Here is a 17,237-nt window from a genome sequence, read left to right as displayed (position 1 = left end):
TATAAAAAAATATAATTTATTTTATAAAACGGATTGTTAAAATATGAGTAAATTTACTAGTGTATTAGATTTCATAAAATTATGGATTATAAATAATAAAATTTTTATTTTTTATCAATTTGAACATTTTTTTTTGGCAGGTATGATTTTATTTTTTGGATTATGGGGCGTGAAAATTTCTACTAGAACTATCAAAAATATTTTTACTATTAGAAATATAGATCCAATAACAATTGGTTTTCTTTCTAATGTTTTAAAATATAGTTTAACAATATTTGTAATAGTTAGTGCATTAAGTAGTATTGGATTAAAAACATCATCTATCTTTGCCGCATTTGGTACTATAGGATTAGTAGTAGGTTTAGCTTGGCAAAGTGCATTAGCAAATTTAGCATCAGGATTATTAATTATTACTTTTCGAATTTTTAAAGTAGGAGACTATATTAATATAGGTAATGTTACTGGTAAAATAACTAATGTTGAAATTTTTTGTACTCTTTTTAAGACATTTGATGGAACTATTATATCTGTACCTAATGGTAAAATTCTAACAGAAAATATAATAAATTTTTCTAAAGCAAATGAATATCGCAATAAAATTACTTTAGGTGTTTCACGTAATTTAATACAAGAAGATATTCATATTATAAAAAAAATATTACTAGATACAATGTCAATAAATAATAAAATAATAAAAAATTCTATTGTGAACGTTATTATTGATGAAATTACTAACAGTTCTATTAATTTTACTATTTTTTTTTGGATTAATGATTTTCGAAATAAAAAAGAAATTTGTTCAGACTTAATCAATATATTAAAAAATAACTTGGAATTATATAAAAAATCTTGTGTATTATGGATACATAATGATTAAATTAATAATAATTTGATTTAAAAAAAGATATACGGTGCGAACGGGATTTGAACCCGTGACCCCCGGCGTGACAGGCCGGTATTCTAACCAACTGAACTATCGCACCATAATATTTTTGCATTATATGTTATAAATTATTAATTATCAATATTTTTTTATTTTAACCATAAACAAAATCCACACTTTTCTTTAATTAATTTTAATTGTAATTTATGTAATTCTAATTCTTTATTAGAAGCGTATATAATTAAAAATTTTTTTTCTATTTGTTTTTTATAAAAAAATGGTAATTTTTTATTAATATTATTATTTTTAACTTTTAATAATTCTAATTTAAATGTATTTTGTTTAGTAGTCATCAATAAAAAAATTTTTGCTAAAATTTTTGCATCTAATAATGCTCCATGTAAATAACGTTTACTATTATCTAAATTAAATCTAGAACATAAAGAATTTAATGAATTTCTTTTTCCTGGAAAAAGATTTCTAGCTATTTTTAATGTATCTTTAATTTTACAAATATTTTCAATTTTAGGTAGATTATTTTTTAATAATGATAATTCGTAATTTAAAAAATTAATATCAAATTGTGCATTATGAATAATTAATTCTGATCCTGTTATATAATTTAAAAAATTATTTACAATATCAGAAAAAATAGGTTTATCAAATAAAAATTTATTAGAAATACCATGAATATTAAAAGCATCTTGACTTATAGTTTGTTTAGGATTTAAATATGTATGAAAATTATTATTAGTTATATTACGATTAATAATTTCCACTATTCCTATTTCTATTATACGATGACCTAAATAATATGGTGGAGAAAAATTCATACCTGTAGTTTCTGTATCTAAAACTACTTGACGTATATTAATTTTTTTCATGTTTTTTTATGTAAATAAAATAAATTTTAAAAAAAGAAGTTTTATGTATAAAAATATAAATATTTTTACAGATGGTTCTTGTATATATAATCCTGGTCCTGGAGGTTGCGCAGCTATTCTACAATATAATAAATACGAAAAAATTTTAACTCAAGGTTTTTTTTTAACTACTAATAATAGAATGGAATTAATGGCATCTATTATTGCATTTGAATCTTTAAAAGAAAGTTGTAAGATTTATATTACTACTGATAGTAAATATTTAAAAGAAGGTATTACAAAATGGATATATAATTGGAAAAAATTTAATTGGATACGTAATAATAAAAAAATAGTAAAAAATATTGATTTATGGAAAAGATTAGATTTAGCTTTATTAAAGCATAATGTTAATTGGAATTGGATAAAAGGACATTCATATCATCAAATGAATAATAAGTGTGATAAATTAGCTCGTTTTTCAGCAAAAAATCCTATAAAAAATGATTTAGGATATATAACAATAAAAAAAACAAGTATTTTTAAATAAAGAAAAATATAAAAATTATTTTACATTTAAATCATTTTTAGAAATAAAAAATATTTGTTAAATTAAAATAAAATTGTAATTTTAATTAAAATTATAAAATTAAACTTTAAATAAAATTTTTCATAAAAATTTTAAATTTTTCAAAAAAAAGGATATAAAGCATGCTAGATAATAATCGTTTACGAATAGCTATGCAAAAATCTGGTCGTTTAAGTAATGAATCTAGTAAATTATTAAAAAAATGTGGTCTTAAAATTAATTTAAATCAACAACGTTTAATAGCTTTTACGGAAAATATGCCAATTGATATATTAAGAGTACGTGATGATGATATTCCAGGATTAATAATGGAAGAAGTTGTTGATTTAGGAATTATTGGGAAAAATGTTTTAGAAGAAGAAGTTTTAACACGTTTATCTAAAGGTGAAAATGCAAAATATTTAACTTTACGTAAATTAGATTTTGGTATATGTAGATTATCAATAGCAATACCTATTAATAAAAATTATACAGGTTTACAATCTTTACAAAATTCTTGTATTGCAACATCTTATCCTAATATTTTAAAAAAATATCTTGATAAACATAATATTGTATTTAAATCTTGTATGTTAAATGGTTCTGTTGAATTAGCACCTAGAGTAGGTTTATCAGATGCTATTTGTGATTTAGTATCAACTGGGGCTACGTTAGAAGCAAATGGTATAAAAGAAGTAAAAGTTATTTACAATTCTCAAGCATGTTTAATACAACGATGTGGTAAAATTAAACAGATTAAACAAAAATTAATAAACAAATTATTAACTCGAATTAAAGGAGTTATAAAAGCTAGAGAATCAAAATATATAATGTTACATGCTCCTAATAAAAAATTAAAAGAAGTAATTGCATTATTACCAGGTGCTGAAAATCCTACTATTTTACCATTAGTTGGAGATGATAAAAAAGTAGCAATGCATATGGTTAGTAGTGAGACACTATTTTGGGAAACAATGGAAAGATTAAAATCATTAGGAGTAAGTTCTATTTTAGTTTTACCTATTGAAAAAATAATGGAGTAAAAATGACTATTATAAATAATCTTATATATTGGAATAATTATAATAAAACTCAAAAAAAAAAAATTTTATCTAGACCAATATTTTTAATAGATAAAAAAATTAAAAATGATGTAACAGATATTTTAAATAAAGTCAAAAAAAAAGGTGATAGTGCTTTAAAAAAATATAATTTTTTATTTGATAGAATTAAAACTAATAAACTAAAAATAAATAAAGAAAAAATAAATAATTCAAAATTATATATAAAAAAAAATATTAAATTTGCTATACAACAAGCATATAATAATATATATAAATTTCACAAATCTCAATTATTAAAAAAAAAAATAATTAAAGTTATACCTGGTGTTTTTTGTCAACAAATTTATCGTCCTATATCTAAAGTAGGATTATATATCCCTGGAGGTACATCATCATTATTTTCTACTGTCTTAATGTTAGGAATACCTGCAAAATTAGCATTATGTCCAAATATTATATTATGTTCTCCACCTCCTATATCTAATGAAATTTTATTTTCCGCATATTTATGTAATATAAAAAATATCTTTCAAATAGGAGGAGCTCATGCTATAGCTGCAATGGCTTTTGGTACTGAATCTGTAAATAAAGTAAATAAAATTTTTGGTCCAGGAAATTTTTTTGTTACAGAAGCTAAAAGACAAATTAATAATCAAAATGAAACTTCTTATAAAAATATTTCTATAGATATGCCAGCAGGTCCATCAGAATTAATGATTATAGCAGATAAATCAGCAAACTATAATTTTATTATAGCCGATTTATTATCACAAGCAGAACATGGAATTGATTCACAAGTATTTTTACTTACTCCTGAAGAAAAAATAGCAAAATTAGTTCAAAAAAAACTTTATAAAAAATTAAAAAAATTACCTAAAGAGAAAATAGCAAAAAAATCTCTTAGTAATAGTTATATTATAATAGTTAAAAATATTGAAGAATGTATAAAAATAGTAAATAAATATGCTCCTGAACATCTTATAATTCAATGTAAAAATTATCATAAAATTTTACCTAAAATTATTAATGCTGGATCAATTTTTTTAGGTAATTGGTCTCCTGAAGCAGCTGGAGATTATGCATCAGGAACTAATCATGTTTTACCAACTTACGGACATGCATTAACTTATTCTTGTTTAGGAGTATATGATTTTCAAAAAAAAATATCCGTACAGAAATTAACACAACAAGGATTATTAAATATTTCTCATACAGTAGAAATTATGGCGAAATCAGAAAATTTATTAGGTCACAGTAATGCTATTACCGTAAGAAAAAATTTTATTAATAATAATTTATTAAATATAAAAAAAAATATAAATAATATAGTTAGAAAAAATATTATTAATCTTAAACCATATCGATCAGCAAGATCATTATATAATAATAATATTAATAATGATTCAATTTTATTAAATGCTAATGAATCTCCTATTATTTCTCTTTTTTCTTTAAATAAAAAAATATTTAACAAATATCCAGAACCACAATCTCAAGAATTAATTAATTTTTATAGTAAATATATAAATTTAAATTCTCAAAATATTTTAATTACTAGAGGAGCAGATGAAGGTATAGATATAATTATGCGTACTTTTTGTAATCCTAAAAAAGAAAAAATTTTATTTTGTCCTCCAACATATGATATGTATCGTGTTAATGCTGAAATATTAAATATTAAATATATTATGATTAATAGTTTAGATAATTGGGAATTGAATATAAATATTATTAAACAAAATCTTTATAATGTTAAAATAATATTTATTTGTCATCCGAATAATCCTACAGGTAATTGTATAGATAAAAAAAATATAATAAAACTTTTAAAGTTAGTACATAATAATATTATTATTGTTATTGATGAAGCATATATTGAATTTTGTATAAATAAAACTCTAATTAATTTAATAAATAAATATAATAATTTAATTATATTAAGAACTTTATCAAAAGCATTTGGATTAGCTGGTTTACGTTGTGGTTTTGTATTAACTAATAAAAAAATTATCAATGTTTTACAAAAAGTTATAGCTCCTTATCCAATACCAGATCCTGTAATAAATATAGCAAAACAAGCTTTATATCCTAAAAATTTAATTATTATGAAAAAAAATGTAGAAAAAATTATCGAAAATAAAAAATGGTTAATTAATAATTTAAAAAAATATAAAATTATAAAAAAAATATTTTATAGTGAAACAAATTTTATTTTAATTAAATTTTATAATTCTCATTATATTTTTGAAGAATTATATAAAAATAAAATAATTGTTAGAAATCAAGATCATGAAAAAAGATTAAATAATTGTTTAAGAATTACAATAGGAACATTTTACGAATGTAAAAAATTACTTTTTGAATTAAAAAAATTATTACATTAAGGTTTTATATATGTTAAAAAAAATACTTTTCATAGATAGAGATGGTACATTAATATCTGAACCAAAAAATAATTATCAAATTGATCATATAAATAAATTATTTTTTGAAAAAAATGTTATTATTGTACTATCAAAATTAAAAAAATTATCTTATTCATTTGTAATGGTTACAAACCAGGATGGTCTAGGTACTAAATCTTTTTCTTATAAAAATTTTAATATACCTCATAATTTTATGCTTAGTATTTTTGAATCACAAAATATAAAATTTAAAGATATTTTAATTTGTCCTCATTATTCATATAATAATTGTATATGTAGAAAACCAAATATAACAATGTTAAAATTTTATTTAAATAATAACTTAGATAAAAAAAATAGTTATGTTATAGGTGATCGTTTAACTGATTTAGAATTAGCTAAAAATATTGGTATTAATGGTATTTTATATAATAAAAAAAAATGTAATTGGTTAGATATTTTAAGTAAATTAACACCGATTAAAAGATATGCTATAATAAAGAGAGTAACAAAGGAAACTAAAATATTTGTAGAGTTATTTTTAGATAAAAAAGGAAAAAATGTAATTAATACAGGAATTAATTTTTTAAATCATATGTTAGAACAAATAGCAATACATGGAGGCTTTATTTTAAATATTTTTAGTGAAGGAGATTTAAAAATTGATGATCATCATACAATAGAAGATATTGCAATAACATTAGGACAAGCTTTATCCAAAGCTATTGGAGATAAAAAAGGAATTAATAGATTTGGTTTTTTATTACCAATGGATGAATCATTAGCACAATGTTCATTAGATTTATCAGGTAGACCATATTTACAATATTATGCTAAATTTAAATATCAAAAAATTGGTGATTTGAATACTGAAATGATTAAACATTTTTTTTATTCTTTATCTTATTCTATGTCATGTAATATATATTTAAAAGTTATTGGAGAAAATGATCATCATAAAGCTGAAAGTTTGTTTAAAGCATTTGGATGTACTTTAAAACAAGCAATAAAAATTGTAAATAATATTATTCCTAGTTCAAAAGGAGTATTAGATTGAATATTGTTATTTTAGATACATCTTGTGGTAATTTTTATTCTTTAAAATCTACTATAAAAAAAATAGGATTTAATGCTATTATTACAAATAATGAAGATTTAATTTTAAATGCTGATAAAATTTTTTTACCAGGAGTAGGTTCAGCATATTCTGCAATAAAAAAATTAAAAAATGATAATTTAATAAAATTAATTAAAAATTGTAAAAAAGATATTTTAGGAATATGTTTAGGAATGCAAATTTTAGGTAAATATAGTGAAGAAAATAAAGGAATAAATACTTTAGGAATTTTAAATTATTCAGTTCGTTTAATGAATAATAAAAATTTACCGATCCCACATATGGGATGGAATACAGTAAATATTATAAAAAAATCTCCATTATTTAAAAATATAAATACAAATTCTTATTTTTATTTTTCTCATAGTTATAATATTAATTTAAATAATTATACTATAGCTAAAACAAAATATGAAAACTCATTTAGTTCCGCTATACAAAAAAATAATTTTTTTGGAGTTCAATTTCATCCAGAAAGATCAGGAACTAATGGAATTCAATTAATTAAAAATTTTTTACAAATATGAAATAAAAAAAATGATTATTCCAGCTATTGATTTAATAAAAGGACAAGTTGTTAGATTACATCAAGGTAAATTTAATTTAAAACGTAAATATTTACATAAACCTTCTTTTTATATTGAAAAATATTTAAAACAAGGAGCAAAAAAAATACACTTAATTGATCTAGATGGTGCAAAAAATCCTAATGAAAAACAAACTTCTTTATTAAAAAATTTATCTAAAATTAATCCTATTCCTATCCAAATAGGAGGAGGAATACGCACTAAGAAAGATATAGATCTTATTTTAAATTTAATACCCAAAGCACAAATTATATTAGGTTCTTCAATTATACAAAATTTTAATAATGTTAAAAAATGGTTTAAATTATACAATCCATATTCTTTAATTTTAGCATTAGATATTAAATTTGATATAAATAATAAAAAAATAATTTTCATTAATGGATGGCAAAATAAAAGTAATGTTATTTTTGAAGATATTATAGAAAAATTTTTAGATTTAGGATTAAAATATGTTTTATGTACTGATATTTCTAAAGATGGTACTTTATTAGGACCTAATATAAATCTTTATAATGAAATTGTTAAAAAATATCCAGAAATATTTTTTCAAGCATCAGGAGGTATATCTAAATTAAAAGATATTAAAAACTTAAAAAAAAGCGGGGTAAAAGATATAATTATTGGAAGAGCTTTTTTAGAAAAAATATTTTCTCTTAAAGAGGCTAATTTATGTTGGCAAAAAGAATAATTCCTTGTTTAGATGTTTATAAAGATAAAGTTGTTAAAGGTAAGCAATTTAAAAATCATCAAATTGTAGGAGATATTTTATCATTAGCTTCTAGATATGATAAAGAAGGAGCAGATGAATTAATATTTTATGATATTACAGCATCAATTGATAATAGATTAGTTAATAAAAAATGGATATCTCAAATAGCAAATTTAATTAATATACCTTTTTGTGTAGCAGGAGGAATTCAATCAATAAGTGATGCTGCACAAATATTACATTTAGGAGCAGAAAAAATATCTATAAATTCTCCTGCATTAAATAATCCTTCTTTAATTACAAAATTATCAGAATATTTTGGGAAACAATGTGTAGTAGTAGGTATTGATTCTTATTATAATAAAAAAACAAAAAAATATCATGTTTATAAATATACTGGTAATATAAAATATACTAAGATAACTAATTGGGAAACAATTGAATGGATTAAAAAAGTACAAACTTTAGGAGCTGGTGAAATAGTATTAAATACAATAAATAAAGATGGATTATGTAGTGGTTATGATTTAAAACAACTAAAAAAAATAAGAAAAATTTGTAAAATTCCATTAATTGCTTCTGGAGGTGCAGGTTCTAAAAAAGATTTTTATAATGTTTTCAATAAAAAAATTAATGTAGATGGTGCTTTAGCAGCATCCATTTTTCATAAAAAGATTCTTAATATTAAAGTATTAAAAAATTTTTTATATAAAAAAAATATAGAGGTAAGAATATGTTAAAAGAAAATTTTATAAATAGTTTAAATTGGATAAAAACTAATGGATTGATACCTACTATTATACAACATAAAATTTCTGGACAAATTCTTATGCATGCTTATATGAATCCAGAATCTTTAAAAATAACTTTAAAAACTAAAAAAGTTACATTTTTTTCTCGAACTAAAAAGAAAATATGGACAAAAGGAGAAACTACAGGTAATTTCTTATTTTTAAAAAATATTACTACAGATTGCGATAAAGATACATTACTTATTTTAGTAGATCCAGTTAATAAAACATGTCATTTAGATGAATATAGTTGTTTTAAAAAATCTATATCAAATTTTACTTTTTTATATTTATTAGAAATATATTTAGATAAAAAAAAAGAAAAAAATAATATGAAACCTTTTTCATATACCTATAATTTATATCAAAGTGGTTTAAAAAGAATATCACAAAAAGTAGGTGAAGAAGCTATAGAGACTGTTATAGCTGCTAATCATAATAATAAAATAAGTTTTATTGAAGAAACAGCAGATTTAATATATCATTTAATTATCCTTTTAAAATTTAAAAATATTGATTTAAATGATATTATAGATATTCTAAAAAAGAGAAATAATTAAATTATACTTATTATTTATTAATTAAACTTAAAGTAAATTCTTTACTATTATAATAATGTTTTTTTACATAAAAATAAAATAATAAATTTATTATAAAATATATCTACTAATATCTTCATTTATGATTAATGAGTCAAGATGTTTACTTACATAATTTTTATCTATAAAAATTGATTTATTATTATATTTATCAATTTCATAAGAAATATCTGACATTAAATGTTCAAGAACAGTATGTAATCTTCTTGCTCCTATATTTTCTGTTGTTTCATTTACTTTCCAAGCAGATTCAGCTATTCTCTTAATACCATCTTTAGTAAAGATAATATTTATTTTTTCAGTTGCTAAAAGTGCTTTATATTGTACTGTTATAGAAGCATTAGGTTCTATAAGAATTCTTTCAAAATCGTTACTAGTAAGAGCTTTTAATTCTACTCTAATAGGTAATCTACCTTGTAATTCTGGAATTAAATCAGATGGTTTAGATATTTGGAATGATCCTGATGCAATAAATAAAATATGATCTGTTTTAACCATTCCATGTTTTGTTGAAATTGTACATCCTTCTACTAATGGTAATAAATCTCTTTGTACTCCTTCTCGTGAAACATCTGAAGATATATTATTATTTCTTCTACAAATTTTATCTATTTCATCTAAAAAAACAATACCATTTTGTTCTACTGATTCTATAGCTTTTTGTTTAATATTTTCATTATTAATTAATTTATTTGCTTCTTCTTCTAATAATAATCTAATAGCATTTTTAATTTTTAATTTACGTTTTTTTTGTTTGTTACCTCCTAAATTTTGAAATAATGATTGTAATTGACTTGTCATTTCCTCCATACCTGGAGGTGCCATAATTTCAATCCCCATTGGGGAACTTGATATATTAATTTCAATTTCTTGATTATCTAATAATCCTTTTTTTAATTTAATTTTTAATTTTTCACGAATAGATTTAATATTATCATCTTGATTCCAATTATTTTTATTAGCAACTAAAACATTAAGAATTCTTTCTTCGGCCATTTTTCTTGCTTTATCACAATTTTTTTTAAATTCTTTTATGCGTATCATTTTTATTGCAACATCAGTTAAATCCCGAATAATAGAATCTACTTCTTTTCCTACATAACCAATTTCAGTAAATTTAGTTGCTTCTACCTTAATAAAAGGGGCATTTGCTAATTTTGCTAAACGACGTGCAATTTCAGTTTTTCCTACTCCAGTAGGACCGATCATTAATATATTTTTAGGAGTAACTTCTTGTCTTAAATTTTCATTAAGTTGCATACGTCGCCAACGGTTTCTTAATGCAATAGCTACAGCTTTTTTTGCATTTTCTTGACCAATAATAAATTTATTTAATTCATTAACGATATCTTTTGGAGTCATTTCAGACATAATTAGCATTTTCCTCATGCTTTGTTAGATGGTAATTCTTCAATTGTAAAATTATGATTAGTGTATATACAAATATCTCCTGCAATATTTAAAGATTTTTTTACTATTTCATATGCACTTAAATTAGTGTTTTCAAATAAAGCACGTGCAGAAGCTTGTGCATATGGACCACCAGAACCAATAGTTACTATATTATTTTCAGGTTGAATTACATCTCCACTACCTGTAATTATTAAAGAAGTAACTTTATCCGCAATTACTAATAATGCTTCTAACTTACGTAAAATACGATCTGTTCTCCAATCTTTTGCTAATTCTACTGCAGATTTTGTTAAATTTCCTTGATATATTTCTAATTTTTGTTCAAATAATTCAAAAAGTGTAAAAGCATCTGCAGTACCTCCAGCAAAACCAGCAATTACTGTATTATTATATAATTTACGAATTTTTTTTACATTTCCTTTCATTATAATATGACCAAGAGTAGCTTGTCCATCACCACCAATAACTACATTTTCATTTTTTCTTACACTAACTATTGTTGTCATGAGTTACATTATCCTCAATTATTATTTTTTATATCTCATAACACTAAAATATTAAATATTAATATTTATATAAATAATGTTTTTAATAAAATTTAATTTAATTAAATAAATAATTATTATATAATATTACAATTTTTTCATAAAAAATAGTTTTAATTCTATCAAAAACAGTAAAATTATAACATAATTTAAATTTTAAACAATAAATTTATATTTAATTAATTAATAAAAAAAATTTATGTATAAAAATATTTTAGCTATTGATACTTCTACTGAATATTGTCTTATTACTTTAAAAAGTAAAAATATTATTTATAATGAAAAAAAATATTGTCCTTATTCACATATAAAATATATATTATATTTAATTCATAATATTCTAAAAAAAAATAATATATTATTATCTAATTTAAATTTATTAGGATGTAATTTAGGACCTGGTAATTTTACAAGTTTAAGAATAGGTATTGCTACAATTGACAGTATGTCTTATGCTCTTAATATTCCTAAAATAGGTTTATCTCATTTAATGATTATTGCTGAAAAATCTTGGAAATTAACTGGAATTAAAAATATAATAACTGTAATAAAATGTAATAAAAATTATATATATTTCGCTTTATATAAAAAAAATTTTAAAGGTTTATGGATTGGTAAAAATAGTGAATGTTTATTAAATTATAATGATTTTTTAAAAAAAATTTTAATATTGAAAGGAGTATGGGTTTTAACTTCTAATATTAGTGAAAATATAAGATTTTATATAAAAAAAAAATTAAATAAAAATTTAAAAATATATTTTATTAAAAATTTATCTAATTCATCAGAAGAAATTATTAATATTATTGATAATATTTTATTAAATAAAAAAAAAATAAAAAAACATTATAAGATTAATTATATTAAAAATATTTTTTAAATATAAATTTAATATATAATTAGTATTTTTTATATAAATTTTATTTTTATTTAAAAATTTAATTCAAATATAAATTTTTATTTTTATTTATATTATTTTTTAATAATAATTATTATAATTATATTTAATTAATTAATTTTTAAATTAAATTAAAATGTTATTTTAAAAAAATAATTTGACTATAAAATATTTATAATATTTTATACTTGTAATTTTTTGCATAAAAGTATAATTTATTTGTGTATATAAAATTAATATAAATATATTTAAAATTCTAAAAAAATGAATAAATTATCAAAATTTAATCTTTTATCTTCTAGATTTAGAGGATTTTACCCTGTTGTAATAGATATTGAAACTTCAGGATTTAATTCAAAATATAATGCTATATTAGAAATTAGTCTAATAACATTAAAAATGAATAATGGGTGGTTAGAAAAAAATGAAATGTTACATTTTCATATTTTACCTTTTAATGGTTCTCATATATCTCACGATGCATTAGCTTTTAATGGTATAAATATTAATACTTCTTTAAGAGGAGCTATAACTGAAAATAAAGCTTTAAAAATTATTTTTTCAAAAATTTCTCAAGATATAAAAAATAATAAATGTAAAAAAGCAGTTCTAGTAGCACATAATGCTAGTTTTGATCATAGTTTTATTATGGAAGCTATAAAACGTACAAAAATGGAAAATTATAACCCATTTCATTCTTTTGTAACATTTGATACTGCTTCAATGAGTGGTTTAATTTTAGGACAAACTGTTTTAGCTAAATCATGTCATGCTATGGGTATCTCTTTTGATAATAACCAAGCACATTCAGCTTTATATGATACTAATCGTACTGCTGAATTATTTTGTAAATTAGTTAATAAATGGAAAGAAATAGGAGGATGGCCTCCAAAATTTTTATTTTAAATATTAAATTAATTATTTTCTTTTAAATTTAAAATTTTTTTTAATTTTTTTGTATTATGTAATGAATATAGGATATCGTACCCTCCTATTAATTTATTATTTACCCATAATTGAGGAAAAGTAGGCCAATTAGCATATTTTGGTAAAAAAATTCTAATATCAGGATTTTTTAAAACATCTATATAAGTAAATTTTACTTTATAATGTAAAATAATTTTTATAGTTTTATTTGAAAAACCACACTGAGGATTATTAGGAGTTCCTTTCATATATAAAATAATAGGATTATTTTTAATTTGTTCTTTAATTTTTTGAAAAATTCTCATAAAATTCCTTAATTTATTTTAAATTAATATAATTATATTAATCATATAAAATAATTTCAAATTTTTTTATAAATATATTTATATATATACTTTATTATGTAAATTTAATAAATATTAAAATTATAAAGAAAATATATGCAAAAATATTTAATTGAAATAAAAAATTATCTAATATTAGAAAACTAATTATTTTAACACAAATATCATGTCTTTTAATAAATATTATGAATACTATTATGTCTAATTAAATATAGCTATTTTAATTTTAGTTATACATTTATTACTACCAATAATATTATTTAGTCATGGTAATTTTATTACCTCTATTAATAATTATTATAAAAATAAATAAATCTAACAATAAAAAAATATAACAAAATATATACAACAATAATATTTATTAGTAATAATATTATTTTGTATAATAATATTTATTCTTTATAAAATTAGTTTTTTAATATCCTTTTTATCTAAAAATAAATTTTTAATTTTAAATTAAAAATTTATTTAAAAATTCTTCCATACAATATACTTGGATATTTATTATTACAAGTATTAAAATACTAATGTATAGGTTTATCATTTATTATCTAAAGATATGTTAATTAGTTGGTTTAGAGTAATTTTATATATACCTAATTTTTTTGTATATATAGATTTAAACAATATATATCAGAATTTTAAGGAATGCTGTTATTTTAATATATTAAATAATATTTTTTATGACCATAAGATATATGTTAAAATCTAAATTTTTTAATAATGTTAAATATTTTAATTTATTTAATAAGTTTAATATTAGAATTTTAATAAAATTATTAAAATTAGGAATTTTTATTGGATTATCTATCTTTTTTGAAGTAATATTATTTAGTATTATTTTTTTACTAATATTTTCTAATATGAAAATATAAAATATTATTAGTCATCAAATAATTTTAGATTTTATTTCATTAATTTTTGTTATTCCTTTATCTTTAAGTATTTTCACGACTATAATAATAGAATTTTATCTTGGTTTAGGTTATAAAGATAAAACAAAAATTATTAGTTGGATTTCATAAATTATAAAAATTATGATATCTTTTTTTATTACTTTTATAAGTATTATTTTAAAAAATAAAATAACATCATTATATAATTCTAACATAAATATTATAAATTTATTTTCATATATAATTTTATTAGTATTTGTTTATTAAATTTTAGACTTTATTTAAGTTATTGGATCTGAAATTTTAAAAAGATATAAAGATACTAAATCTATTTTTTAATTACATTTTTTCTTATTGGATAATAAATTTATCTATTTGTTATTTTTTGTTTATTACTAATTTTATTATATCTCTCTAATTAATTCATCAGGTTTTTAGATTAAACTTATAAATTAAATTAATAATTGCAGTATTTTAAATCATATTACGTATTATAAAAATACAAAAAATTGACTATTAAAATAATAATATATATTATATATGTATTATTAATATTTATTTTATAAATGCGTTCTTAACTCAGTGGTTAGAGTGTCACTATGACATGGTGAAAGTCAGAGGTTCAAATCCTCTAGAACGCATAAAATCATAATTAAATATTTTTTTATTTCCAGTAAATTAAACAAAATTTTTTTTTCCCTTTACGTAATAAAGTAAAATGATTAAATTTTTTATAATATTTTGTAAAAATAAATGAATTATCTAATATTTTTTCATTATTTATATATATTGAATGTGATTTAATCATAATAAAAGCTTTAGTACGAGATGATACAAATTTACTTAAAATTAAAATTGTTGATAAATCAAATTCTTTATTTTCTAAATAAAGATTATTAATATTATTTAATAATATATAAAATTCTTTTTCTGATAAATTATTTATATTTTTATTAAAAAGTAAATTAGTTATTTTTTTTGATATATTTAATTTTTTTTCACCATGAACTATTTTTGTAAGATATTCAGCTAATAAATATTGAGGACTATCTTTTTTAATTTTTTGATTTTTTTGTTTAAAATGGTTAATAAAATTTATTTCATAATTAGTAAACATATATAAAAAATTAAATACTATTGAATCTGGAATATTTAACCAAAATTGAAAAAATTTATATGGACTAGTTTTTTTGGAATCTAACCAAATTGTTTTATTTTCTGTTTTTCCAAATTTTGTGCCATCATTTTTAATAATTAAATTTGTAGTTAAACCAAAAACTTTTTCTTTATTTATTTTTTTTACAAGATCAATACCTGAGACAATATGTCCCCATTGATCAGATCCTCCAATTTGGAGGATAACATTAAAATTTTTATTTAAGTAAGCAAAATCATAAGATTGTAATAAATTATAAGAAAATTCTTTAAAAGATATACCTTCTAAATTATTATTCGTCATTCTTTTTTTTATTGAATCTTTATTCATCATATTATTAATATAAAAATATTTTCCTATTTTTTTTAAGAAAAATAAAATATCCATTTTATGAAACCATTCGTAATTATTAATTATATTTGCACAATTACTACAATCAAAATCTAAAAAATTTTCTAATTGTAAACTAATTTTTTGTAACCATGTATTTATTAATTCTATTGAATTAGTTTGTCTTTTTTTTAATTTAAAACTAGGATCACCAATTAAGCTAGTAGCTCCTCCTAATAAAATTATTGGTTTATGCCCTAATTTTTGAAAATATTGTAGTGTAATTAATTGTATAAGATGACCTATGTGTAAACTGTCTGCTGTTAAATCAAATCCACAATAAAGATTAATATTTTTTTCTTTTAAAATTTTACATAAATTATTTTTATTAGTTACTTGATATAAAATATTACGATTTTTTAATATTTCTATAACATCTATTATTTTTTTTTTTACTGTCATCCATATTCCTTTAATTATTTTATTAAATATATTTAATATTATTTTGATAAATTTTTTTTACTGTTTTAACTATAATTTGAGAATATAAATCAATTTCAATATTTACGTAATCATTAATATTTTTATTTGATAATGTAGTTTTTAATAATGTTTCTGGTATTATATTAACACTAAATTCTTTTTTTAATTTTTTATCTATTGTTAAACTAATACCATCAATACATATTGATCCTTTTTGAAAAATATAATTCATTTGAAAAATATTATTTGGTTTTATCCATAAAATTTTAAATAAATTATAATTTTTAATATTAATAATTTTAGCTATATCAGTAATATGTCCTGTAACTATATGTCCTCCAATAAAATCATTTATTTTCATAGGTTTTTCAAGATTTAAATAATCACCTATTTTAATTTTTTTAAAAGTGGTTATATCAAATGTTTGTTTTATTATATTAAAAACAATTATATTTTTATATAAATTAATAATTGTTAAACAACATCCATTATTAGAAATTGATTGTCCTATTTTTAAATGTTTTTTAAATTTTTTTTGTATTTTTATATAAATAAAATATAAATTTTTTTTAAAAATAATATTTTTAATTTGACCTATGGATTGAATAATTCCTGTAAACATTTTACACTTAGCTCTTAAGTATATTTATGAATTG

At 19.4% G+C, this 17,237-nt stretch carries 18 protein-coding genes, 2 tRNA genes and 1 pseudogene; 14 read left to right on the top strand and 7 right to left on the bottom strand.

Annotation, left to right across the window (positions count from 1 at the left end):
• Nucleotides 1-43: 43 nt before the first annotated feature.
• The gene (locus tag GJT92_RS00640; RefSeq protein WP_168919582.1) at nt 44-877 is read left to right on the top strand and encodes a mechanosensitive ion channel domain-containing protein; all 834 of its coding nucleotides are present in this window, start codon (nt 44-46) and stop codon (nt 875-877) included.
• Nucleotides 878-909: 32 nt separating this feature from the next.
• On the opposite strand, the gene GJT92_RS00635 is transcribed toward GJT92_RS00640, so the two are convergent.
• Together GJT92_RS00635 and dnaQ are read right to left on the bottom strand one after the other, a co-directional pair.
• Nucleotides 910-983, bottom strand: a tRNA-Asp gene (locus tag GJT92_RS00635).
• A gap of 49 nt (nt 984-1,032) precedes the next feature.
• A complete protein-coding gene (gene dnaQ, locus GJT92_RS00630; protein WP_168919581.1) occupies nt 1,033-1,767 on the bottom strand; it encodes a DNA polymerase III subunit epsilon in 735 nt (244 codons plus the stop codon).
• Nucleotides 1,768-1,810: 43 nt separating this feature from the next.
• On the opposite strand from dnaQ, the gene rnhA reads away from it, so the two are divergent.
• From rnhA to hisIE, 9 genes and pseudogenes are all read left to right on the top strand, one after another.
• Nucleotides 1,811-2,296 (top strand): ribonuclease HI, encoded by a 486-nt coding sequence (gene rnhA, locus GJT92_RS00625; RefSeq protein ID WP_168919580.1) that lies wholly within the window; start codon nt 1,811-1,813, stop codon nt 2,294-2,296.
• Nucleotides 2,297-2,457: 161 nt separating this feature from the next.
• A complete protein-coding gene (hisG, locus tag GJT92_RS00620) occupies nt 2,458-3,357 on the top strand; it encodes an ATP phosphoribosyltransferase (protein ID WP_168919579.1) in 900 nt (299 codons plus the stop codon).
• Between the two features lie 2 nt (nt 3,358-3,359).
• Nucleotides 3,360-4,664 (top strand): annotated as a pseudogene (gene hisD / locus GJT92_RS02255) (histidinol dehydrogenase); the annotation flags it as partial.
• Nucleotides 4,641-5,762 (top strand): histidinol-phosphate transaminase, encoded by a 1,122-nt coding sequence (gene hisC / locus GJT92_RS02250; protein ID WP_246209072.1) that lies wholly within the window; start codon nt 4,641-4,643, stop codon nt 5,760-5,762. The pseudogene hisD and the gene hisC, both read left to right, overlap by 24 nt.
• Nucleotides 5,763-5,772: 10 nt before the next feature.
• On the top strand, nt 5,773-6,840 hold the full coding sequence (gene hisB, locus GJT92_RS00605; RefSeq protein WP_168919578.1) for a bifunctional histidinol-phosphatase/imidazoleglycerol-phosphate dehydratase HisB: 1,068 nt from the start codon (nt 5,773-5,775) through the stop codon (nt 6,838-6,840).
• Nucleotides 6,837-7,427, top strand: coding sequence for an imidazole glycerol phosphate synthase subunit HisH (gene hisH / locus GJT92_RS00600; protein ID WP_168919577.1), 591 nt, complete (start codon nt 6,837-6,839; stop codon nt 7,425-7,427). Before hisB ends, hisH begins: the two co-directional genes overlap by 4 nt.
• A 10-nt stretch (nt 7,428-7,437) precedes the next feature.
• A complete protein-coding gene (locus GJT92_RS00595) occupies nt 7,438-8,178 on the top strand; it encodes a 1-(5-phosphoribosyl)-5-[(5-phosphoribosylamino)methylideneamino]imidazole-4-carboxamide isomerase (protein WP_168919576.1) in 741 nt (246 codons plus the stop codon).
• A complete protein-coding gene (hisF, locus tag GJT92_RS00590) occupies nt 8,160-8,939 on the top strand; it encodes an imidazole glycerol phosphate synthase subunit HisF (RefSeq protein ID WP_168919575.1) in 780 nt (259 codons plus the stop codon). The genes GJT92_RS00595 and hisF overlap by 19 nt, the downstream gene beginning before the upstream one ends.
• Entirely contained in the window at nt 8,933-9,550 is a 618-nt protein-coding gene (gene hisIE, locus GJT92_RS00585) for a bifunctional phosphoribosyl-AMP cyclohydrolase/phosphoribosyl-ATP diphosphatase HisIE (RefSeq protein ID WP_168919574.1), read from the top strand. The genes hisF and hisIE overlap by 7 nt, the downstream gene beginning before the upstream one ends.
• A 90-nt stretch (nt 9,551-9,640) precedes the next feature.
• Here the strand turns inward: hisIE and hslU are convergent, their stop codons facing one another.
• Both hslU and hslV read right to left on the bottom strand, forming a co-directional pair.
• The gene (hslU, locus tag GJT92_RS00580; RefSeq protein WP_168919573.1) at nt 9,641-10,960 is read right to left on the bottom strand and encodes an ATP-dependent protease ATPase subunit HslU; all 1,320 of its coding nucleotides are present in this window, start codon (nt 10,958-10,960) and stop codon (nt 9,641-9,643) included.
• A 14-nt stretch (nt 10,961-10,974) separates the two neighbouring features.
• Entirely contained in the window at nt 10,975-11,508 is a 534-nt protein-coding gene (gene hslV / locus GJT92_RS00575; RefSeq protein WP_168919572.1) for an ATP-dependent protease subunit HslV, read from the bottom strand.
• A 238-nt stretch (nt 11,509-11,746) separates the two neighbouring features.
• Here hslV and tsaB point away from each other — a divergent pair, with 238 nt between their 5' ends.
• Nucleotides 11,747-12,427 (top strand): tRNA (adenosine(37)-N6)-threonylcarbamoyltransferase complex dimerization subunit type 1 TsaB, encoded by a 681-nt coding sequence (gene tsaB, locus GJT92_RS00570; RefSeq protein ID WP_168919571.1) that lies wholly within the window; start codon nt 11,747-11,749, stop codon nt 12,425-12,427.
• A gap of 282 nt (nt 12,428-12,709) precedes the next feature.
• The gene (gene rnt, locus GJT92_RS00565; protein WP_168919570.1) at nt 12,710-13,351 is read left to right on the top strand and encodes a ribonuclease T; all 642 of its coding nucleotides are present in this window, start codon (nt 12,710-12,712) and stop codon (nt 13,349-13,351) included.
• A gap of 8 nt (nt 13,352-13,359) precedes the next feature.
• Here rnt and grxD read toward each other — a convergent pair whose 3' ends face one another.
• Nucleotides 13,360-13,677: a Grx4 family monothiol glutaredoxin gene (gene grxD / locus GJT92_RS00560; RefSeq protein WP_168919569.1), complete on the bottom strand. Its 318-nt coding sequence runs from the start codon at nt 13,675-13,677 to the stop codon at nt 13,360-13,362.
• Between the two features lie 737 nt (nt 13,678-14,414).
• On the opposite strand from grxD, the gene GJT92_RS00555 reads away from it, so the two are divergent.
• Together GJT92_RS00555 and GJT92_RS00550 are read left to right on the top strand one after the other, a co-directional pair.
• The gene (locus GJT92_RS00555) at nt 14,415-14,591 is read left to right on the top strand and encodes a hypothetical protein (protein ID WP_168919568.1); all 177 of its coding nucleotides are present in this window, start codon (nt 14,415-14,417) and stop codon (nt 14,589-14,591) included.
• 589 nt (nt 14,592-15,180) lie between these two features.
• Nucleotides 15,181-15,253, top strand: a tRNA-Val gene (locus GJT92_RS00550).
• A 23-nt stretch (nt 15,254-15,276) separates the two neighbouring features.
• Here GJT92_RS00550 and tyrS read toward each other — a convergent pair.
• Nucleotides 15,277-16,560, bottom strand: a complete 1,284-nt coding sequence (gene tyrS, locus GJT92_RS00545; protein ID WP_168919567.1) for a tyrosine--tRNA ligase — start codon at nt 16,558-16,560, stop codon at nt 15,277-15,279.
• A 22-nt stretch (nt 16,561-16,582) separates the two neighbouring features.
• Entirely contained in the window at nt 16,583-17,203 is a 621-nt protein-coding gene (locus tag GJT92_RS00540; protein WP_168919566.1) for a riboflavin synthase, read from the bottom strand.
• Nucleotides 17,204-17,237 lie beyond the last annotated feature (34 nt).

This window comes from Enterobacteriaceae endosymbiont of Donacia clavipes (assembly GCF_012570365.1).
GTDB lineage: Bacteria > Pseudomonadota > Gammaproteobacteria > Enterobacterales > Enterobacteriaceae.
The sequence above is the reverse complement of the archived record's forward strand: the minus strand, read 5'-3'. Positions and strand labels throughout refer to the sequence as shown.